This is a genomic window from Aerosakkonema sp. BLCC-F183 (assembly GCF_041929145.1).
Lineage (GTDB): Bacteria > Cyanobacteriota > Cyanobacteriia > Cyanobacteriales > Aerosakkonemataceae > Aerosakkonema.
Map to the genome: position 1 here is coordinate 22,414 of NZ_JBHFNU010000124.1, position 18,655 is coordinate 41,068.

General features: G+C 42.8%; 26 protein-coding genes and 2 tRNA genes. 2 read left to right on the plus strand and 26 right to left on the minus strand.

Annotation, left to right across the window (positions count from 1 at the left end):
- Nucleotides 1–159: 159 nt before the first annotated feature.
- Entirely contained in the window at nucleotides 160–1,152 is a 993-nt protein-coding gene (locus tag ACE1CD_RS35830) for an RNA ligase family protein (protein WP_374791957.1), read from the minus strand.
- Nucleotides 1,139–1,303 (minus strand): hypothetical protein, encoded by a 165-nt coding sequence (locus ACE1CD_RS35835; RefSeq protein WP_374791955.1) that lies wholly within the window; start codon nucleotides 1,301–1,303, stop codon nucleotides 1,139–1,141. The genes ACE1CD_RS35830 and ACE1CD_RS35835 overlap by 14 nt, the downstream gene beginning before the upstream one ends.
- A 162-nt stretch (nucleotides 1,304–1,465) precedes the next feature.
- Here ACE1CD_RS35835 and ACE1CD_RS35840 point away from each other — a divergent pair, with 162 nt between their 5' ends.
- Nucleotides 1,466–2,011 (plus strand): late competence development ComFB family protein, encoded by a 546-nt coding sequence (locus ACE1CD_RS35840; protein ID WP_374791953.1) that lies wholly within the window; start codon nucleotides 1,466–1,468, stop codon nucleotides 2,009–2,011.
- A 29-nt stretch (nucleotides 2,012–2,040) separates the two neighbouring features.
- Here the strand turns inward: ACE1CD_RS35840 and nfi are convergent, their stop codons facing one another.
- The 23 genes from nfi to tuf all read right to left on the minus strand — a co-directional run bounded on the left by nfi (nucleotide 2,041) and on the right by tuf (nucleotide 17,841).
- Nucleotides 2,041–2,697 (minus strand): deoxyribonuclease V, encoded by a 657-nt coding sequence (gene nfi / locus ACE1CD_RS35845; RefSeq protein ID WP_374791951.1) that lies wholly within the window; start codon nucleotides 2,695–2,697, stop codon nucleotides 2,041–2,043.
- Nucleotides 2,698–2,787: 90 nt separating this feature from the next.
- Nucleotides 2,788–3,183, minus strand: coding sequence for a hypothetical protein (locus tag ACE1CD_RS35850; protein ID WP_374827813.1), 396 nt, complete (start codon nucleotides 3,181–3,183; stop codon nucleotides 2,788–2,790).
- A gap of 8 nt (nucleotides 3,184–3,191) precedes the next feature.
- Nucleotides 3,192–3,962 carry a hypothetical protein gene (locus tag ACE1CD_RS35855; protein ID WP_374827814.1) on the minus strand — a complete coding sequence of 257 codons (771 nt, stop codon included), beginning with the start codon at nucleotides 3,960–3,962 and terminating at the stop codon, nucleotides 3,192–3,194.
- A gap of 213 nt (nucleotides 3,963–4,175) precedes the next feature.
- Nucleotides 4,176–5,114 (minus strand): hypothetical protein, encoded by a 939-nt coding sequence (locus ACE1CD_RS35860; protein WP_374827815.1) that lies wholly within the window; start codon nucleotides 5,112–5,114, stop codon nucleotides 4,176–4,178.
- A gap of 42 nt (nucleotides 5,115–5,156) precedes the next feature.
- Nucleotides 5,157–5,666 (minus strand): cupin domain-containing protein, encoded by a 510-nt coding sequence (locus ACE1CD_RS35865; RefSeq protein ID WP_374827816.1) that lies wholly within the window; start codon nucleotides 5,664–5,666, stop codon nucleotides 5,157–5,159.
- Between the two features lie 56 nt (nucleotides 5,667–5,722).
- On the minus strand, nucleotides 5,723–6,082 hold the full coding sequence (locus ACE1CD_RS35870) for a XisI protein (RefSeq protein ID WP_374827817.1): 360 nt from the start codon (nucleotides 6,080–6,082) through the stop codon (nucleotides 5,723–5,725).
- Nucleotides 6,052–6,486, minus strand: a complete 435-nt coding sequence (locus ACE1CD_RS35875; RefSeq protein ID WP_374827818.1) for an element excision factor XisH family protein — start codon at nucleotides 6,484–6,486, stop codon at nucleotides 6,052–6,054. The genes ACE1CD_RS35870 and ACE1CD_RS35875 overlap by 31 nt, the downstream gene beginning before the upstream one ends.
- 65 nt (nucleotides 6,487–6,551) lie before the next feature.
- Nucleotides 6,552–6,779, minus strand: coding sequence for an NfeD family protein (locus ACE1CD_RS35880; RefSeq protein ID WP_374827819.1), 228 nt, complete (start codon nucleotides 6,777–6,779; stop codon nucleotides 6,552–6,554).
- Nucleotides 6,780–6,897: 118 nt separating this feature from the next.
- On the minus strand, nucleotides 6,898–7,716 hold the full coding sequence (locus ACE1CD_RS35885; RefSeq protein ID WP_374827820.1) for a VWA domain-containing protein: 819 nt from the start codon (nucleotides 7,714–7,716) through the stop codon (nucleotides 6,898–6,900).
- An 84-nt stretch (nucleotides 7,717–7,800) separates the two neighbouring features.
- Nucleotides 7,801–9,240 (minus strand): hypothetical protein, encoded by a 1,440-nt coding sequence (locus ACE1CD_RS35890; protein WP_374827821.1) that lies wholly within the window; start codon nucleotides 9,238–9,240, stop codon nucleotides 7,801–7,803.
- 375 nt (nucleotides 9,241–9,615) lie between these two features.
- A complete protein-coding gene (locus tag ACE1CD_RS35895; RefSeq protein WP_374791935.1) occupies nucleotides 9,616–10,053 on the minus strand; it encodes a hypothetical protein in 438 nt (145 codons plus the stop codon).
- Nucleotides 10,054–10,061: 8 nt separating this feature from the next.
- On the minus strand, nucleotides 10,062–10,448 hold the full coding sequence (rplL, locus tag ACE1CD_RS35900) for a 50S ribosomal protein L7/L12 (protein WP_374791933.1): 387 nt from the start codon (nucleotides 10,446–10,448) through the stop codon (nucleotides 10,062–10,064).
- Between the two features lie 71 nt (nucleotides 10,449–10,519).
- Nucleotides 10,520–10,589, minus strand: a tRNA-Phe gene (locus ACE1CD_RS35905).
- Between the two features lie 131 nt (nucleotides 10,590–10,720).
- Nucleotides 10,721–11,458 (minus strand): hypothetical protein, encoded by a 738-nt coding sequence (locus tag ACE1CD_RS35910; RefSeq protein WP_374827822.1) that lies wholly within the window; start codon nucleotides 11,456–11,458, stop codon nucleotides 10,721–10,723.
- 156 nt (nucleotides 11,459–11,614) lie between these two features.
- Nucleotides 11,615–11,699: transfer RNA gene (locus ACE1CD_RS35915), tRNA-Met, on the minus strand.
- A gap of 1,143 nt (nucleotides 11,700–12,842) precedes the next feature.
- Entirely contained in the window at nucleotides 12,843–13,043 is a 201-nt protein-coding gene (locus ACE1CD_RS35920) for a hypothetical protein (protein WP_374827824.1), read from the minus strand.
- Nucleotides 13,044–13,462: 419 nt separating this feature from the next.
- Entirely contained in the window at nucleotides 13,463–14,422 is a 960-nt protein-coding gene (locus ACE1CD_RS35925; RefSeq protein WP_374827825.1) for a GNAT family N-acetyltransferase, read from the minus strand.
- Between the two features lie 175 nt (nucleotides 14,423–14,597).
- Nucleotides 14,598–14,984, minus strand: a complete 387-nt coding sequence (locus ACE1CD_RS35930) for a type II toxin-antitoxin system VapC family toxin (RefSeq protein ID WP_374791925.1) — start codon at nucleotides 14,982–14,984, stop codon at nucleotides 14,598–14,600.
- Nucleotides 14,981–15,199, minus strand: a complete 219-nt coding sequence (locus ACE1CD_RS35935) for a hypothetical protein (protein ID WP_374791923.1) — start codon at nucleotides 15,197–15,199, stop codon at nucleotides 14,981–14,983. Before ACE1CD_RS35935 ends, ACE1CD_RS35930 begins: the two co-directional genes overlap by 4 nt.
- Nucleotides 15,200–15,276: 77 nt before the next feature.
- Nucleotides 15,277–15,444 (minus strand): hypothetical protein, encoded by a 168-nt coding sequence (locus tag ACE1CD_RS35940; protein ID WP_374827826.1) that lies wholly within the window; start codon nucleotides 15,442–15,444, stop codon nucleotides 15,277–15,279.
- Between the two features lie 5 nt (nucleotides 15,445–15,449).
- Nucleotides 15,450–15,674 carry an addiction module protein gene (locus tag ACE1CD_RS35945; protein WP_374791919.1) on the minus strand — a complete coding sequence of 75 codons (225 nt, stop codon included), beginning with the start codon at nucleotides 15,672–15,674 and terminating at the stop codon, nucleotides 15,450–15,452.
- Between the two features lie 190 nt (nucleotides 15,675–15,864).
- Entirely contained in the window at nucleotides 15,865–16,497 is a 633-nt protein-coding gene (locus tag ACE1CD_RS35950; RefSeq protein ID WP_374827827.1) for a Vat family streptogramin A O-acetyltransferase, read from the minus strand.
- Between the two features lie 114 nt (nucleotides 16,498–16,611).
- Entirely contained in the window at nucleotides 16,612–17,841 is a 1,230-nt protein-coding gene (gene tuf, locus ACE1CD_RS35955; protein WP_374827828.1) for an elongation factor Tu, read from the minus strand.
- Between the two features lie 105 nt (nucleotides 17,842–17,946).
- Between tuf and ACE1CD_RS35960 the strand changes: the two genes are divergently transcribed.
- The gene (locus tag ACE1CD_RS35960; RefSeq protein ID WP_374827829.1) at nucleotides 17,947–18,111 is read left to right on the plus strand and encodes a hypothetical protein; all 165 of its coding nucleotides are present in this window, start codon (nucleotides 17,947–17,949) and stop codon (nucleotides 18,109–18,111) included.
- Nucleotides 18,112–18,124: 13 nt separating this feature from the next.
- Here ACE1CD_RS35960 and ACE1CD_RS35965 read toward each other — a convergent pair whose 3' ends face one another.
- Entirely contained in the window at nucleotides 18,125–18,619 is a 495-nt protein-coding gene (locus tag ACE1CD_RS35965; protein WP_374791912.1) for a GNAT family N-acetyltransferase, read from the minus strand.
- Between the last annotated feature and the right edge of the window lie 36 nt (nucleotides 18,620–18,655).

Below are 18,655 nucleotides of genomic sequence, written 5' to 3' on the forward strand. Positions count from 1 at the left end.
TGTCTAATTTGAAATATTTTTAGATTGTTTGTAGGGTGAGTGAAACGCACCCTAAGCTACTAAGCTATCCTTGCATCTAAATTTTACTCTGGGACGGGCAAGATGCCCATCCCACAAGAATATTATCAAAGTTGGCTGTAAAATTAGATGCACAACCGCTTAATGCAATTCCGTACCGTCTTTACGAAGCAGGTAGCGATCGCTGATCAGTTTCAGCACTACTCGACCGATTTCTGGATGCGTCCTTTCAACTTGAGGTTGTACGACAACGCCTTCCATAATACTATGTGGGTCTAGTACGCTATTAGCATTATTAAACTGAGATATAGCTTCCCAACTGTAACCGCCAGTATAAAGTACAGGCACCATTGGTAGACCGAACTCTTCGCAAAACGCGACAAAATCATCGTAGTTAAGGAATTGTCCGTCTCTGCGTACAGCAAACAAAGCAATTCCTATTTTGCTGTTATTCAAGCCATACTTAATATCTTGCACACCGTAGATTTCGCCAAATACCTGCGTGCCTGGGGGCAGTTTTTGCAAGGTAGTATTTTCATTGTAAGCTCGAATGTAGACAAGATTTTTGTTATTTTCGTTGTTTTTCCAAAAGTAATGGTGACTCCCAATGTGAGTTGTGCCATCAGCATCCACCAAAACGGTGAAGTTGGTGCCGTGAATTTTTTCACTAACAACCACTTCTTCGCCAAAATAGAGAACATCCCGGTAGCGCTTCAGATTTTCGGGACTGGGGAATTTGTACTGACCGATCGCACTTTCTACATCCCCGTTCATCGTTTGGGGAATAGGATATTCGTACTTGGTTACACCGAAGTGTTCCGTGCAGTCGTCTCCAACATTTCCCGCGAAGTTATCGCCAACTGGAATGAGCAAACCTTCAGAGAAAATTCCCCGCAGTTTGGCCGCCCGCAGTTTTTTAGAATAGTAAGGACGAATCCCGAATTCATCGAGAAAACGATCGGGGATAACGCTGTCGATCGGAAAGTAAAATGCTAAATCGCCAGCGTTAAAATTTCCCTTGGCGGTGATGACCTGATACGCCATCCCTTCAATAGTGGCGATGTCTAGTCTGTCCGCATTGGGATGATGTAATACATTGTTGATTTTGACAACTTCTACTTTAAAAATGCTCATGGATATTTCTACGAGGTTGGGAAACTTTTCGTAAAAGCCTGATATTTAGCTTTGGCAATTTTTTACCCTTTGTTTGAACAGAATACTGTTCCACAAGTTGCTGCTGGACAGCTAGGGCGATCGCCTTGTAAACCGATCGCATATCAGTCATAACGTTACCTCCAAAACTAAAAAATTGTTTAAATTATTTTTCTGATTAGGGTGGTCGAGGGATAAAGGACCACAGGGAGGGATTGCCTACGTGACTTGGTTTCGATAAAGTATTCCTTAATTGCGAGCGCGACTGAATATAAAAAATTGAGATGATAAAACCATGCAAACTTTCTCGTCTCCGCAACATCCTGGGTCAATAACATCCGTCGATAATGGGACGGCTTGTGCGGAATGCGACCCAGACGATCTGCCATCGTCACCGCGACGCCGACCTCGTACTAGCGGAGAATCTGGGTCATCGGATGGGGGAAAATCATTTATGCAGCCTCGAAAACAGTTTATTAATTTGATGGAGGAGTTGGTACTCAAAGAGGCGATCGCGCAGATCGAGGAATTTGAAGCTACTAGCGACTGTTTGCTGGATATCGGCGACATCGCAGCTTACGCCCTCAATCGCCTGCCTCCGTTGTATGCTACGACAGACGAAGGTGCAGACTATCAGCGCCAGCGTGCGGAGGAAGAACTTCAGGAGACGATCGCCCAACGGGTAAGTGAGGCGATCGTCCGTCACTTAGAACAACCAGAAACTTTGTTAAAAGGGCAACCTTTGGGCAAGAGTTCTCCCAAAGAACTTTTCAAGCAAATTAGTACTTTGCTGGAAGCTAACTTGCACAGATTTGAACAAGACGATCGCGATTCAGTATGAGTAATATAGGCATTGCTGACCAAATTTAACTACCTGCTAAGCCGATCGGCCATGCGGGTAGTTTCTGGCAAACGATATTTAGCAGCACAACGCAAAACATAATCGATCGCACTCGGCAAACTGACGCGATGTCCGCCAGAAACATACATTGGTTTTACTCCTTTTTGCGTTCGCAAAACAGCGCCAATAGTTTCGCCATTATCAATTAAAGGTTGCCAGCTACCTCTCTCTAATGGTAATTCAGCGTGTTTGCCAATTAGCAAAGTTTTCGCTGCACCAATTGTCGGTATTTCTGTTAGCACTCCCAGATGACACGCCAATCCAAATCGATGCGGATGGGCGATACCTTGTCCGTCACACAGGATTAGATCGGGTGCGATCCTGAGTTTTGCCAAGGCATCTAAAACTGCGGGAACTTCTCGGAAAGAGAGAAATCCCGGTACATAGGGAAAGGTGGTGGGACGAGTTGCGATCGCACTATCTTTTACTTGCAAATCGGGAAAACTCAGCACCACCACAGCCGCCCGCGTGATGCTGTCACCTTCGATGTACGCTGCATCCACGCCAGCGACATATTTTACCGTACCGAAATCATCAGTTGTTATGACCTGTTTTCGTAGTTCTTGCTGGATCGCGATCGCTTCTTCCGCGTTGGTTGGCCAAGCCCGTTCTTGATGAACTTTCATGTTTCTTTACTGGATTAAAAAAAGAATTGATGTTGACAGTTATAATTACCACAATTGCAATCTCAACCTCCGATTTAAATTTTAAGTTTGTTATATTTCAATACTTTTTGGCAAATTTGTTTCTGAGTTTATCTCGCCCACGAAGTTTTCGCCGTAGTAAGCTGCTTCCACTGTAATTTTACCAACAATGTGACAGTTGAATTCTGTCAATTGTTCCGCTGGCACCCATAATTCCTGATGAATTCTACTACCGACAACACGAACATCAAATTTCTTGGCGTAGTCGTCTTCCACCTCAAATTTAGTAACGAAACCAGCAAAACTATTACTTTGTGTATTCCAGTCTCGCGCAATTTGTTCGGCATATTCAAAATTGAGGACTGGATAAAAGATAGGCTGTTCCGGAAGCCGAGGAGGAAAAGCTTTAAATTCAGATTGCGCGATTAGTTCGAGTTCTTTTAATCCGACAGGACGATAGAGAATCATGTCTATCTTTATCTTTTATGTTTGGACAGAATACTTAAAAATTCATTTACTACCGATCTTGGTTGATTGTAGCACCGCTCAGCAGGGTAATGCTCAACACAAAGAATGCCAGATTTCTTGAACCAAGCATCTTTTTCCTTATCTTTTTCATATCTCCCTTGGTGATAAGCAATCTCTAAAATTCCGAATGTTCCATCCAAACACACTAAAAAATCTACTTCTCGATGATCTTCATAAATATCTGCCGTTTCATTCCTAACAGCTAGAGGCAGTGGAAAAAATAACACTCCTATAGCTTCTAATTCTTGGGCAATCCTTATTTCTGATTTTGATGCAAACTTCATTTCGTTATAAATAATTGGTTCTTTGCCTTGTCTGGCAAAAGCTTTTTCTGTTACAAGCGCTTGATTCAAATCTTTTGATTGTGCAATTAAAAATTTAATTGTTTTTTGCCAGTTTTCTTCTATGTCTATTAACTTACATCTATAAGAGATGGGAAAATTATCCATACAATTCCAAATATGGCCACGAGCAATGGATATAAAATATTGCTCAAGTATCTCTTGAACTGCTTCATCTCTTGTAACTGTTGAATAAAGAAGAAGTGGGATTTCGACTACAAGACCTGAAATCGATAACTCATTTGCATTTTTAACCCAACCTTCTTCAAAAAATAACTCTGCATCGATAATAAATGCTGCACAGTCATTGCGATCATCGTTAATTAATGCTTGAACCCAGGTTCTATGTAATCTCTGTAATAATTCTGAATTTTGCATCAAAAATCCCTCTCAGTAAGTGTGTAGGGTAGGCATTGCCCATCAGCTTTAATAATTAATGAGCAGTGCCATCTTTATCCCTATTTACTATACCATACAGGCACGACGTATCGAAAATATCCATCAGCAACTTTAACCGTGAAGCCCTTGAGTAAATTAAACGATAAGTTTTGGAGCGATATACTAGATTTTCTTAACTTATCTCCAAAATTATTAAATTTTTATTAATTTTTTCAGGTAGTTCTCTATGAGAGATAACAACCTTTCAGCCGCTTTTTCAATTAATTGCATTTGATTTTCATTTCTCCTGTCAAATTTATGAAAAGTTTCATTAGGACTGCCAAGTGCATCATTTAGCGCTTTGACAGTTTTACTTTCTGATTTATTTTGTGAATTGGCTGAGCCATGAGCAACTAAGTTCCTAGCAGCAATTGCTAAATAGTCTATTTCAAGGATAGCTTTACCTGTATGGTCTTCATAGTAAGATTTTCCTGTACTTGCGTTATATTGCCTGCCTTTAATGCTATTATCTTGACCGATAAGTTCATATAATCTATACGAACTTATAATACTAAATTCTGGGTCGGGAAACTTCTTGATAGCAAGATAGCTATCAATATATTCGTCTAACCTAGAATTATTAGCTTTGCATAAAGCACTGTACTTAAATTTATCAAAAACATTATGGATTTTAAGAGAGGCACCTCCTATATCAAACGTAACTGAAGCTAGTACATTAGATTTGCCCTCCGGAGTTTTTATGGCGGTAGTATGAGCGACATCTTGTGGAGAAGAGCTATATAAAAGCCTCAATTTGTTAAAGAAAGGTAAAAGTTTGCTTTCGGCATAGTCCTGGAAATTTTTTATATTTTGTTCTTCCAAGTAAGTTTTTTCTAAAATTAAGGATTGCAGTGTTAATGTTCTATTTTTACAAGATAAAGATACATAAATTTTATAATCTTCTGGTTGAGCTGTGAAAACTTCTACCATTTCTTCAAAAGATTCATCTTCTTTGAGTATATGCTCAATGTTTGCTAACTCTGATTCATCATAATCTATCCGGAGTGTAGCTTGATATTTAAAAGTATTTGCTTTTTCATTTATAGTCATTTTACAGTCTTGTCCTACTTTTTCAAGTGTAATCAAATTCATAGCTTTCCTCACCAATATAAATACAATAGCACACAGTAAATTTCATCCTTCTTCTGACTGCTGGCGCTTAGCTCGCGATTTCAACATTCGCTCTTTTAATTTGGCATTTTTGGCGGCAACTTCTGGGTTTCCTTCATACCAAGGGGGAATATCATCGTAATCCGGGATGCCGTCATCAATCAAATATCGCGAATTTGAATTTTTCGGATAACCCGCAACAACTCCACCCGCGCAAATAACCAATAAAGCATTTTCTTCATCTGCCTTCAGCGCTCTTTTAGCTGATGGAGAAACTCGCACGCAATCACCCCGCTCAATTGGTATTAGTTTTCCATCAATCAGAATAGTTCCCTTTCCTTGAACTACGATATAAACTTCTTCTTGCTCTGCATGGCTGTGGGTAAAAGTGTAGCCTTCAGCAGATGGTAAATGAATCAACCCAAGCCCCACAGACTGGAGGTTTAGCTGTTTGTAAGGATTGGTTAAAAAGGGTAAGCTATCAAAATCGAAGTGAGCTTTGGTAAAAGGGTTAATGCTTGGTTCTTCAGTCATATTTCTAAAAATGGTAGTTGAGTTACAACGTTACGAAAGTGCGATCGCACGCTGCCTTATGTCACAGCAAAATCAGTAATTTTTCTAAATTCAGAATCTCGAAAACCCAACACGATATGTTCCTTGGGAACACCTGCTTCGACAAGTTGATTGGCAACTCCATCCTCTGTGCCATCGCGTTGAATCCATATTTTGCCATTAATAATATCAATATGGATCAAACAGCCGTGAACTCGGCGAGTTGTGGAAGGAAAATCTCCGCCGACTTTTTCTCGTCCCAGAATCATCAATAGATATCGATCTTGTTCGCGATCGAAAACCGTTTCAAACTGGATGTCACCGTGAGCATAAGGAATTTTAGTATGTCCGATGATAATTTCTTCAATCAATCGACGATAGGTTTGCTTGGTATCCATCTGAGAATAACCTCCATTTGCGGGTCGAACACAATTAGTGGTATTTGATAATCTTGAATTATTAAGCGACCGACTGCTTCTTCAAAAATATCGATAAATATTCGATCGTGAACCGCAATGTAAAGAGTTCTATTCGGTTCGGTTCTTGCTAGGACAGACCGATACACAAAATATTGACCAACCGCATTTTCAATATCATTCATTTCAGACGCACCGCCAAAACTTTTAATCTCTACTGCGATTTGACATCCGGCTTTTTCTGCGGTTAATAACTGCTCGGCACCTAAGTCAACATAGAGATCCTTGTTGCCCCACTTCAATCGTAAAGGATCGTGAGTGATTGTCCATCCATCTTTGCTCAATGCGTTCTTGAAATTGTCGTGATATTTGTCGCGTGCTGGCACCTTCTCTAATCTCTTACTACAGATATCTAAATTGTAGGGTAAGTATTGCCCACCCTACAACCATTTTAAGACAGCGGGATTACAAGTAAAGTGATATTCTTGATACCGATTACCAGGATCGGTTCACCTGGCAATAGCTGCACTTGAACTTTTGGCTGATAAAATTCAGCAGGCCAATAACTGCCCAATGCTTTTACTCTACCGCGAGTTCCAGGTGCGATCGCCTTTTCTACAGTCCCTTGTTTCGGTTCAGGGAACATTGCAACATGGGAATTGGTCAGTAATTCATTCATAAGCTGACCTCCTAGTTGAGTTACAAAGTGAGAAAATTGCGATCGCACTTAGAAATCAACACTTGGTGTAGCGTACCCCAGAAACCCGGTTTCTTCGAGAAACCGGGTTTCTATGTACTTAAAAATCCAAGAAACCTCGCTTTCCCAAACGTGCGATCGCAGCAGCAGCTTGCAGTCGCGGACAAGCCAAACTATCGGCTACCTGAGTGCTATCCACATTGCCTAGATTCAAGACAGTTTCTAACACCTGTCGATCGAATTCCAAATCGCGGAACTCATCTTTGAGCATAGCAACCATCTTACTAATCACATCCTTAGCGCTGCTAGCGGATGCACACTGACCGCCAGTAGCAGTTGCGATCGCACCGAAAGCCTGCATAGTAAACCCATCGCCACCCATGCACAAAGCATGAACCGTCACCCACTGATTTTCCGCAGCTGCGGCGACCAATTGCACATTCAAACCGCTAGGACAACCATTGGGCCAGCCATCGCCGTTTCCGCCGCGACCGCCGCGTTGTTGTGAGGGAACCATTTCTTGCAACCATTTAGCAAAGCCGTGCGGTGGTGCATCCCCAACCAGTAAGATAAAACGGCAGCTGTGAGAACGCCATTGCATCTGCACGCAAGCATCGCGGACACCGCTATAAACCGCTTCCGGGCCATCACCACCGCCATCAGCCTTTAGCTGGTTAATTGCCTTCTGCATCTCCTTCAAATTAGCAGTCAGCGGATAGACACGAGTTACAAAAGAATTGTCTTGCGGTGGGTGGTCGCGGTATTCCACCAAACCTACTTGCAAGTCGATACCGCTATCAGCTTTCAGCAAGCTAATCGTATCGAGTAACTGTTGCTTTGCGGCTTGGATAAACGACCCCATACTGCCAGTTGTATCGACAACAAAGCACAGGTCAACAAAGTTAAAAGCTTTTTTCATAGTTTCTCCTTCTTCTAGGTTTGGCAATAAGTAATCGGGGGTAAAATTTCCGATTACTTATTGCCAATTCCCAATTACCCAACTTTATTTGTCATCCCGTACTGGCAGAGGTGTATCCAGAATTTCCATCAGCAATTCCAGACGAGATCTGCGAGATAGCAAAGGCACCAAGTTCGGCAGCGAGTAGTAATCTCCCGCAAAGGTGAAACTTTCAAAAGTTACCTTATTTTGCTGTAGTTGATGCTCCAAATAGCTGTTGTGCTGACCTACTTTCACCAGAACTACATTCGGAATAACTTTCAATTCTTCGCAGTAGCGGGGATAAACGGTGCTGAAGTAAGGAGCGGCGTTTTCGTTTTCATCAGTTACGATGATAATCTGTTCGATCGCTTGTCGCTTCAGTCGCATTATTTCCAAAGCCGCACCGATGCTGGTACTGCCATTTGGGAAAATGTGCCGGAAAGCTTTTTCCCAATCTGAGAGGTTTTTACCCTGTGCTTGAATTGGGTAAGCCATCGCATCGAAAGCATAAACAAACAAATCTGCTTCTGCGATCGCAGATACGATCGCCGCAATTTGCTTGCCAACTTCCAACGCCTCCGTCATACTCGCGCTTTTATCGACCAGCAAAGCAGTAGTTTTGGTAATTTTACCGCGCTGCTTCACCTGCACATCGACAATTTGCTCCAACTTAGTAGCTGTTGCTTCATCAACAACTGCTACTTCACTTGCTTTCATCGCCTTAAATGCCGATACCCGGTCAGATTTTGCCGCTGCTTCCAGTTTCTCATCAATTAGCGCTTTCACTTCCGGGTGATCCATTGCACCCCGTTCTTTCAGCGACTTGAGGTTATTAATTACCTCTTGCGGCGACATAGAATTAATCAGCGCTACCACCACAGTTGGCGTTAGTTGTTTCACCGCACCAACAGCAACAGTGTAAGGTATATTGTGTTCGACAATTAGCGCTGCTTGTTCTGCGGGAGATGGTGCTTTTGCTAATTGCTTGAGCATGAAAGCGAGGCTATCTTCTGGCGGTTTATCCTTAAATAGTACCGCATCAGCGCGATCGCTTGGCTTAATGTGCAATGTAGCGTACAGGTGCTTCATCGCCTTACGTCCCCGCAACGCAGCGCGATCGAAAAATTGTGGGTTCTTTTCCCGTGTTTTCAGATAGCGAGTTACTGCTGTGCGTGCGGAACGAGGTACTTTTCCGCGATGCTGCTTCATAAAATCGACAATTCGCGATACTTCATAAGGCGGGAACTCTTGCAACATCACAAAACCTGCATCGCGATGTTCGTTGACATTGCTAGTCAGCAAATTGCCAACAAACACTTCTTTATGATCGCGCACATCGCCATTTCGCTGATACCAAGTTGCCAAATGTCCGTAAAAAATCGGGTCGAGTTCGATAATTAACTTGTGAATTTCCGATACTTGTTCCAGCTTGCGGTGAGGTGTAGTAAGCAAGCTATTTAGCATTTCCAAACGCCAATCGCGTTCTGTTGTATTCATTGGCACTACCTCCTATAAATTAATGATTGTTTAGGAGGCAATTGTCGCACGCACAAATAGTGAAAAATCACCGCGCAAGTCGAAAAAGCTTTTTTGCACCTACTCGCTTATTGGTCAAGTATGTAAGGCTTTCCCAGTTGGGGCGCGGCGACAACTGCCATTATAGATCGTTTTTGAAATCTTTCAACATTCTCTCTAAGCATCTTAGCCCGCCCGGAAATCAATTTCCGGCGTCATAGCTAAAGTTCTCTAAAGAAAACTGAAAAGTAAAATTCAATTTCCAGTCCACTTAAGTGGACTTTCGCTATGAGCCTGGGAATTGATTCCCAGGCGGGCTAACAGCACATATGCAAAGATATCAATGCCAAAAAAAATTGCTCGTTAGAGAGGTTTCAGATCTGGTTCAAGCCAGTTTTGACGAGCTTCAGAAGACATCAGGCGATCGCGACTATAATATTGTAGTGGCAGATGCTTGTTTCCATGAATCTCGATAAGTTTGTTAGCAAGATCTACCATTGCTAAATAAGCACCTTCAGCATCAAGAAATCGGCTCACAATCCGAATCCAAAATAGAGTTATGGTTTCGTGATAGCCGCCTGTTTCTGTATTTGCAATACCAGCAGCAGCGTTATGCCGCTGAATGCCAGTACGAATGCAATGTATTGCTGCTATCTCGGAGTAATAAAATAGATACCAAAGTGCGACAGTTAAATGTGCCTGATGAGTCCATTCACTTCGCGGTAGCCTACACTCCTTGAAGGCGCGGATCAGATTTTCTATCTCACCCAGCGTTTTGTATGTTGCAATTTCAGCAATCATATTGAGCCTTATTTGACAGAAACTTTTGCACCGACAGATTCTAATTGACGCTCGATATCTTCAGCATCGGGGAGTGCGATCGCACTTTTGACTACTTGCGGTACTGACTCGACAAAATCTTTCGCTTCCTTCAAACCAAAACCTGTCAGTTCCCGCACCACTTTAAGAATGGCAATCTTTTTATCGGCGGGTACTTCCTCCAAAACCACATCAAATGATTTGAATTCCGGTTCGTGCGGCGGGAATATAGGGTCGCTAATTATAGGAATAGAGATACCTTTACGCACCGAAGCATCGACACCGAAGGTAGCCTCTATCTGCTTAACCAGTTGGGAAGTTTCCAGCAAAGTCAGAGATTTTAATTGTGCCAAAATGTCAATGGTTTTTGCAGACATGGCTACCTCCTCCAAACAATAAACAAATTTTGAAAATTAGCACTTCGCGCAAGTTGAGAAAGCTGTTTGTTCATACACAGGATTTGAACCTGCATATACTTGAGCTTCAATCAAGCGCCTTTTCCATTTGGCTAGTATGTAAGCTTTCTCAGTTAGGGCGCGAAGTGAAAAACTTAACGCAAATAAACCCGGTTTCTATGAAAATTCGTGAGTTTCGCAGCTAAAAGTCTACCAAGAAACCGGGTTTATAGTCCTTTCGTGCGGAAGTCTGTTTAATTTTTAGCAAGCTTCTGCAAGATAAACTTAATTTCCTTCTTCCCACACGGCTGCTTGCTAACAGCATAAACTTCTCTACCGTACTCCAGCCTTGCTACACAAGGTCGAATAGCAGTTTTCAGTAGAACATCTGTAGGTTTCTCCATTGGTGGAATATCTTGCAGCGTCACCAAATACCACAAATCATCCAGTTTGCGATATTGATGATAGGCATCTATGATTATCAGATCATCTCTCTTGTTGTCACCCTTGTTGATATCTTTATTCGGTCTTCTCTTCGCTAAGCAGAGAATTCCCGTTTCTGGATGAACGTAAAGCTCTTCTCGCCAATCACCAATCGGACGCCTTTCTGAGTAATAAGAGTAGCTCTTTTTACGGTAAGGAACTCCATCAATTAACTCAACATCTCGTTCCACAAAGCCCCACACATGACCCAGAAGATGTTGCCCGATTAGCGTTCTCATTTCAATCTGCTGGCATAATTCCTTATAGACAGCATCCCAAGGCTGCCCTACTTTAGAACGCAACCAGCGACGCAATGGCCCCAGATGGTCTGAGAAGTGCTTTGTGCGTTGCCTTATTTTGATTAAATAAGGAGATAACAAGCCTTCTTCAGTAGCTTCTTGAGTGATTTTTTCGAGAGCTTTCTTATAGCCTGTTAGCTTCTTTGCACTTATCCTCATGCCTCTACGAGGGCGTTCGATGACAATTTCACCTAAGCGGTGTTCGCTCATTAATCAACCTTTTCTCTTGACGTAAGTTAGGATCTTGAAAGATAGTTGTTGAAAGGTTTATTTGATTCATACAGTATATTAAAAGCATTTTTTCCTCCTTTTCTCATTATTCTTAATGGGAAAAATGCTCCGCGCAAGTTGAGAAAGCTGTTTGTTCATACGCGGGATTTGAACCCGCGAACCCTTTTCAGGGGTTGCTTGATTATGAGTCAAGTGCCTTAAACCACTAGGCAAGTATGTAAGCTTTCTCCATTAGGGCGCGGAGTATACTTGGCAAAGTTTCAACATAATGGGATTCCCGCGCAAGTCAGAAAAGCTATTTTTTTCTGAGCTACTCCCCCAAAATTCAAAGTGGAGGAGAAAGGAATCGAACCTTTGACACTTCGATTTGCGATCGAATGCTCTAACCAGTTTGTAAGCTTCACAAGTTAGGACGCGGGAAAAATTTTTTAAGGTTGCTTCGCACAAGTTGAAAAAGCGAGGACACAACAGTCGCTCTTACCAGTTTTACCTGGCAGTGGGCACGCAAACTTCATCTCAGTGAGACTGGGAATGCTTCACTTGTTCGATCGCTCGAATTTCGCTACATTATGACCCTTATAGTTAGGAAGAGTGTGTAAGCTTTTTCGATCGGGGTGCGAAGCAGCAATTGCTACTTTTGGAAATGCTAAGTTCCGCGCAAGTCGGCAAAGCTTTTGAACACTCCGAGCGCTCTACCCCTGAGCTACAACCCCTCGAACGGGGTTGGTAGGATTTGAACCTACGACCAGTCGGTGGACTTGTGTGTATGCTTTGCCCTTTAGGGCGCAGAACAGAAAACATAATGGCAATCAGCCGATAAACATAATAATTTATGGCAGTTAAAGCCACTTCGCGCAAGTTAAAAAAGCTGTTGATTCATACGCAGGATTCGCACCTGCTACCAATCGGGTAATAGCCGAATGCTCTACTAATGAGCTAGTATGTAAGCTTTCTAAATGAGGGCGCGAAGTGAATTTCAACTACCTTTTTATCTATCCCGCACAAGTCAACAAAGCGTTGAACATTAGCGCTCTATCCGTTGAGCTACTCCCCCATTAGCGGGGAAGGTAGGAATCGAACCTACAACCTCTGGTTACGAAGACCAGATGTATGTACGCTTCACTCGTTAGGGTGCGGAATAGAAAGAATTTTGGATTTTGGATTTTGGATTAATTGCTGAATTCAAAATCCAAATTTTTTAAAGGTTGTTCCGCACAAGTTAGAAAAGCTTTTAACCACTTCTAATGCGTTTACCATTTCGCCATAAAGACCGAGGTCTTTAGTGGGAATCGAACCCACAATCCTTGCGGAGCTAGATCCTAATGTGTGTATGGCTTTTCAGGTCAGGGTGCGGACAACATTTTTATCCGTAAACTGCTTCTGGACGTACAATCAAATCGCCGCTGGGTCTGCGATCGACAATGTAAGACTGCAACCGATCTTGACTGACATCAAAATGCTGTGCGAGGCGTTGCTTGATGGCGGTATCGCTCATAGCCGTTGTCACACCCAGTTGAGGTTCGGCGATATCATAAGAACGTCCTTCAAAGCGAATGTGAACCATCTCGCACCTCCTTATCCTTAGTATTTAAAACAAATTTGTTACAAAAAGAAACGTCGATCTAAATGATAGTCCTGTCTAACTCGGCGGATTGACTCAGTAACTTTTCTATGTCTGAGTCTTGTAGAACTTTCCCGTTCTAATTCCCGTTCAGACGGAATTGAAGTAATCTCAGGTCGCCTGTTGTTTGACTCGGAATGAGTTATCGGCTGACCGAAGATTTTGGTGTAAAGTAACAACATCACAGAATAGTCTTGGTAACAAGACTCCTGAATGAACGTCCGTTGAAATTGCCAGTTAATTATTCAATTGTCAAGGTTCAGTTGGGCATTCCAAGGAGAGGCGTTAACCTCTCTCTTGCTTGCCATAAATTTATGCTACATAAATACTACAAAGTTGTCAAGGGGTTGGAAAAAATTTTTTCAGGTGACATCCTTAACGTAAGAAATCCAGTTGTAAAGCTTCTCAAAGCCAACCGATTCGTAAAGTCGCAGCGCATTGTTGGGATTTTGGGTATCGACGCCAAGTTTTGCGGTTTCCATACCCGCAGCTTTCAATTGGTGCATTCCCGAAAGTAACATCGATCGCGCTAGCCCCATCTTGCGGAAACCGCGCCGCGTACCGAGTGCTGCAATCCAGCCTTCTTTGCGTCCGCTACGTTCGTTATCCTTTATATGAATAGCGCAGAAGCAAAAAGCTGCGAATGTGCGATCGGGCGCTAATGCAACCAAATCCAATTCGGGCTTGTAATCAGGTGTAGTCAGCATATATTTAGCCCGATCGAGCGTTAGATCGTGGTGATTCCAATGATCGATAAAGGTTTGGTTGAACATCTCCACCCAAGCTTCCGTATCTTGATGACCCGCATCGCGGAGAGTAAAACCTGCTGGAAATTGCGGTTCTGGAATTGCTTCGGCGAGACTGCGCTGCATGGTGAAGAAGTGGCGATCGACCGTGAAACGGTGATTTTCCGCTACCGTGATGTAGTACGGTTTGTCATCGCGAGCAGAACAACGCAATTTTACTTGCACGTTGCGATCGCGAGCAACTTCCCGCATCCTCTCTTCACTCCAAGCAATAATCTGCTTTTCCAGATCTTTACCGCGATTATGAGGATGAACGCAATACCACAACCAACCATCAATTATTTCGCCCGATTGCGGTATCCCTACCTCACCGAAACCAATTAAATTACCATCTGCATCTTCCCAAAGTCTGATATCCCGTGCTTTATCAATTGATGGCTTGTCAAATTCCGTGCGAAGTTCCGATACTGAAGTACCGTGTTCTAGGCGATCGACCTCTTCGCAAGTATTGATTAAATGTGCGATCGCTTCCAAGTCAGATTCGATCGCCAACGGGCGCATCGTCAGAGTAAACATAAAAAATTACATTGAATACTACTCTATACTACAATTGTAATAAAGATGAAACCTCACCCTATTGGGTGAGCGATCGAGGTAAATCTAGATCCCCGACTTCTTCAAGAAGTCGGGGATCTGAACAAGCGATCGAGATTGATTAAAATAGGAGATTAAATAGCGATCGTTTTTTAATTTATATTTCAAATAATCGAACGTCATAAAGTTTAAATCGATTGTCATGGGTGATGATTGTATAATCTTCTGCTTTTGCCTGAGCAATTATCAAGCGATCGAAAGGATCTTGATGATGGAAAGGCAATTTCTGCAATATCTCGTAATGGCTAAATTTAGTTTCTAAGATTTGAAACTGGTGATTTATCAAAAACATCTGCAATTCTGATAGGGAAATGGATAATGACAGCTTGCCAATACTAATTTTAATGGTCATTTCCCACAAGCTAGCCTGACTAATATAGATATGATTGTCAGGATCGGCAATTAACCATCTTACATCGGAAGAAAGGCGAACGCTCCCTTCAATAAACCAAATCAAAATGTGAGTATCAATTAGATATTTCATGGCAGCATATAATCTTCAAAACCCGGAGGCGTTTCATCAAAATCCTCTGCCACATAAGTAAAAATACCCTGGCCACAGCCAAATTGACGAGGTTGGACTGCAAGAGCATTTTCAGAATGATTTTCTTTGAATTTTTGGATTTTGTTTAATGCTTCAGCATCTTTTAATGACAAAATCCATTGGATTAATTCTAATTTGAGATATTCAGTATTCATGACTTTTACATTATATGTTTTCAACTTGATATAATCCGATAGTAGACAGCATACGGAAAGCGCCGCACCACTACCCGTCAAACATCTTGATAGACAACAGCATAAGACTCAGGCATTTGAAAAATTCGATTCAAGATCTCGTCAACACAATCCAAAAAATCGTCACCAAGTCCAGGCTGCTGACTCTCGTACCAATTGTACGCCTCATCTAGTTCTTCACGAACTTCTGGACGAAATACCAGCACATAATTCATGGTCTTTTTCTGATTGAGGCTTTAATCTCATCCCATGTCAATACGTTATCGGGATTAGTTTCGTAATCGGCAATACGGCGATCGATCTCTTGGCGTTGTGCTTCGGTCAAATTAGGATAAGCTTGTTCTGCTGCAATACTTTCCCAAATTGCTTGCACAAGATCGATCCGCTCTTCAATGCTTAAGGTTGTAATCTCCTTCAAAGTGGCTGTGATGTCCATGCAATAAACCTAGATAAAAGAGTGGGTGACTAAATACACCTAAATATATAATATAGCATTTTACCCATTAAATCGAACGCTGTAATAACAATACGACTTAACACACCCAATTACCCTATATAGCGATCGCTGCCCTTTCTACCTTTGCTTTATCAGCACAGCGTCTCGCTTTTGGGCTTCTGTTGGTCAATTATACACAATTTTTTAATGCTTCAATATCTGCACCAACGATTTTCTCTAAATTTCTCGTAATCTTTTCAATATCCCAATTCCACCAGGCAATTTCCAGCAAAGCATTGATTATTTCATCAGAAAAGCGTTGTCGGATTACCTTAGCTGGATTTCCTCCCACAATAGTGTAAGGTTTAACATCTTTGGTAACTACAGACTTAGCAGCAATAATGGCTCCATCGCCAATTTTTACCCCTGGCATAATCACTGCTTCATATCCGATCCAGACATCATTGCCGATTACGGTATCACCTTTAAAAGGTAATTCGCTAGCATCGGGTGTAACTCGCTCCCAACCGTTAGCAAAAATGTTAAATGGATAGGTCGAGAACCCAGATATTTTATGATTAGCACCATTCATAATAAATTTTACATTTGTAGCGATCGCGCAAAATTTACCGATGATTAACTTGTCACCGATAAAGGGATAGTGATAAAGTACGTTACGCTCAAAATTTTCCGAATCTTCTGGAGCGTCGTAATAAGTGTAGTCTCCAATAATAATGTTGGGGTTTGAGACAATATTTTTGATAAAGCAAACTTGAGGGAAACCCTCCATTGGATGTAAAACTTTCGGATCGGGATATTGCATCGCAAGACCTCAGACGTGAGTGATTTCCAATCTTATTTTAAAGGACTTAAGCTATTAGCCCGAAACTCAAGTTCCAGGCTAATAGCTTTCTGCACCTGTTTGTCTGGAGGAAATCTACTTCAAGATTTTGGAGACAACGCCAGCGCCGATCGTGCGACCGCCTTCACGAATAGCAAAGCGCATTCCTTGCTCGATCGCAATTGGGTCGAGTAGTTCAACTGTCATATTAACGCGATCGCCCGGTACTGCCATCTCAGCTACACTGCCATCATCTGTCGTGAAGGATTCGATCGTTCCTGTCACATCAGTTGTTCGCACGAAAAACTGAGGACGATAACCTGGCAAGAATGGAGTTTTGCGACCCCCTTCCTTTGCCGTCAGCACGTACATCTCAGACTCAAACTTAGTATGAGGTGTAATTGAACCCGGTTTGGCAACAACCATTCCTCGTTCAACTTCATGCTTCTGGATACCCCGCAGCAACAAACCGACATTTTCGCCAGCAATTGCTTCATCCAGAACTTGCCTGAACATTTCTATGCCGATGACCGTTGCACGTAGGGTATTGTTCAGACCGACCAGTTCAACGTCATCACCGACTTTAATTGTACCTCGATCGATCTTACCTGTAACAACCGTTCCCCGACCTTTGATCGAGAAAACATCTTCGATCGGCATTAGGAAAGGTCGATCGATTTCCCGCTTTGGCGTAGGAATGTAAGAGTCTACCGCATCCATCAGTGCATAAATGCGATCGACCCACTCATCCTCACCCCGCTGAGTTTTAGGATTAGCAGTCATCTTCTCCAACGCTTTGAGTGCCGAACCTGCGACAATGGGAATCTCATTCCCAGGAAAGTGGTAAGCACTTAAAAGGTCGCGAATTTCTAGTTCCACTAATTCCAAAAGTTCATCGTCCTCTACCATGTCTTTCTTATTCATAAAAACGACAAGGTAAGGAACGCCAACCTGACGTGCCAGTAAGATGTGTTCCTGAGTTTGCGGCATCACACCATCTGCTGCTGAAACTAACAGAATGGCACCATCCATTTGAGCAGCACCCGTAATCATGTTTTTCACATAGTCGGCATGACCGGGACAATCAATGTGAGCATAATGTCGAGTATCAGTTTCATACTCAACATGAGCCGTATTGATAGTAATACCCCGTTCCTGTTCTTCTGGTGCAGCATCAATTTGTTCGTAGCCTAGCGGTTTAGCTTTTCCCAACGCTGCTAGGGTTTGAGTAATTGCTGCTGTCAAGGTAGTCTTGCCATGATCGACATGACCGATCGTGCCGATATTAATGTGTGGTTTCGTCCGCTCAAATTTGGTGCGTGCCATGCACTTTAGATCCTCCTTTTGTTGTTGTTATGGAATCAGCGATCGCGCTCTCAATTCAATGAACTGAGAACTGCTATAAATGGAAGGTAGAGGAATCCTAAAAGAATGTCTTCTTGCAGGATACCTTTACAGCAAAAAGCTGCACCTTCCAAAACCCCTTACCCAGGAGTCGAACCTGGCAATACCGTCTTTAGGAAAGACAGTTCTGCATCCGGCAGGCAAGGGAAATTTTATTGTGCTTCTCTAATGAAGCTGACTTTAGAAAATTGATATCGTATCTGGTCTAGTCTGCGTTCAATACTTTGCGGAACACGACCTTATCATCGCCCGTGGCGTAGAAATCCCGAATGCGTGCCTCCTCCTCGTAGCCGCACTTTGCGTAGAACGCCCGCGTGCGATCGAATTCGGGCAGTCCGGACGTTTCCACCAGTAGCACGCGCCCCCTGCGTGCTGTCAATGCCTGCTCGACGTAGCGTAGCAGTTTCGTACCGCGTCCTTGCCCTTGACGATCGGGGTGGATCGCAATTAATTGCAGATTCCAAGTCCTGTCTGTCATCCGTTCCGGCTCACAGTATGCAACGCCCACTGGCCCATTGTCATCGTCAGTAATCCAGAAAGGCTCTGTATCGCTGTTTCCCCCCAAGGAATCGGTCAACATCTGGCGTAACAACTCTAGCGCACTCGGCGGAAAAAGGCCAGTTGCGTCAGCTAGGGCGATCAGAGCAGTGGTGTCATCGGGTGTAGTCGATCGAATCATGGTGAATTCAAGTTTAGTCATAACGTACTCAAGTCTAGAAGTACTACCACGAACGGT

What these genes read in the sequence shown, in the direction of transcription:
- ACE1CD_RS35830 (WP_374791957.1), bottom strand. Translation starts at nt 1,152, where the DNA reads ATGAGCATTTTTAAAGTAGAAGTTGTCAAAATCAACAATGTATTACAT.
- ACE1CD_RS35835 (WP_374791955.1), bottom strand. Translation starts at nt 1,303, where the DNA reads ATGACTGATATGCGATCGGTTTACAAGGCGATCGCCCTAGCTGTCCAG.
- ACE1CD_RS35840 (WP_374791953.1), top strand. Translation starts at nt 1,466, where the DNA reads ATGCAAACTTTCTCGTCTCCGCAACATCCTGGGTCAATAACATCCGTC.
- nfi (WP_374791951.1), bottom strand. Translation starts at nt 2,697, where the DNA reads ATGAAAGTTCATCAAGAACGGGCTTGGCCAACCAACGCGGAAGAAGCG.
- ACE1CD_RS35850 (WP_374827813.1), bottom strand. Translation starts at nt 3,183, where the DNA reads ATGATTCTCTATCGTCCTGTCGGATTAAAAGAACTCGAACTAATCGCG.
- ACE1CD_RS35855 (WP_374827814.1), bottom strand. Translation starts at nt 3,962, where the DNA reads ATGCAAAATTCAGAATTATTACAGAGATTACATAGAACCTGGGTTCAA.
- ACE1CD_RS35860 (WP_374827815.1), bottom strand. Translation starts at nt 5,114, where the DNA reads ATGAATTTGATTACACTTGAAAAAGTAGGACAAGACTGTAAAATGACT.
- ACE1CD_RS35865 (WP_374827816.1), bottom strand. Translation starts at nt 5,666, where the DNA reads ATGACTGAAGAACCAAGCATTAACCCTTTTACCAAAGCTCACTTCGAT.
- ACE1CD_RS35870 (WP_374827817.1), bottom strand. Translation starts at nt 6,082, where the DNA reads ATGGATACCAAGCAAACCTATCGTCGATTGATTGAAGAAATTATCATC.
- ACE1CD_RS35880 (WP_374827819.1), bottom strand. Translation starts at nt 6,779, where the DNA reads ATGAATGAATTACTGACCAATTCCCATGTTGCAATGTTCCCTGAACCG.
- ACE1CD_RS35885 (WP_374827820.1), bottom strand. Translation starts at nt 7,716, where the DNA reads ATGAAAAAAGCTTTTAACTTTGTTGACCTGTGCTTTGTTGTCGATACA.
- ACE1CD_RS35895 (WP_374791935.1), bottom strand. Translation starts at nt 10,053, where the DNA reads ATGATTGCTGAAATTGCAACATACAAAACGCTGGGTGAGATAGAAAAT.
- rplL (WP_374791933.1), bottom strand. Translation starts at nt 10,448, where the DNA reads ATGTCTGCAAAAACCATTGACATTTTGGCACAATTAAAATCTCTGACT.
- ACE1CD_RS35910 (WP_374827822.1), bottom strand. Translation starts at nt 11,458, where the DNA reads ATGAGCGAACACCGCTTAGGTGAAATTGTCATCGAACGCCCTCGTAGA.
- ACE1CD_RS35920 (WP_374827824.1), bottom strand. Translation starts at nt 13,043, where the DNA reads ATGGTTCACATTCGCTTTGAAGGACGTTCTTATGATATCGCCGAACCT.
- ACE1CD_RS35925 (WP_374827825.1), bottom strand. Translation starts at nt 14,422, where the DNA reads ATGTTTACTCTGACGATGCGCCCGTTGGCGATCGAATCTGACTTGGAA.
- ACE1CD_RS35930 (WP_374791925.1), bottom strand. Translation starts at nt 14,984, where the DNA reads ATGAAATATCTAATTGATACTCACATTTTGATTTGGTTTATTGAAGGG.
- ACE1CD_RS35935 (WP_374791923.1), bottom strand. Translation starts at nt 15,199, where the DNA reads ATGAATACTGAATATCTCAAATTAGAATTAATCCAATGGATTTTGTCA.
- ACE1CD_RS35945 (WP_374791919.1), bottom strand. Translation starts at nt 15,674, where the DNA reads ATGGACATCACAGCCACTTTGAAGGAGATTACAACCTTAAGCATTGAA.
- ACE1CD_RS35950 (WP_374827827.1), bottom strand. Translation starts at nt 16,497, where the DNA reads ATGCAATATCCCGATCCGAAAGTTTTACATCCAATGGAGGGTTTCCCT.
- tuf (WP_374827828.1), bottom strand. Translation starts at nt 17,841, where the DNA reads ATGGCACGCACCAAATTTGAGCGGACGAAACCACACATTAATATCGGC.
- ACE1CD_RS35960 (WP_374827829.1), top strand. Translation starts at nt 17,947, where the DNA reads ATGTCTTCTTGCAGGATACCTTTACAGCAAAAAGCTGCACCTTCCAAA.
- ACE1CD_RS35965 (WP_374791912.1), bottom strand. Translation starts at nt 18,619, where the DNA reads ATGACTAAACTTGAATTCACCATGATTCGATCGACTACACCCGATGAC.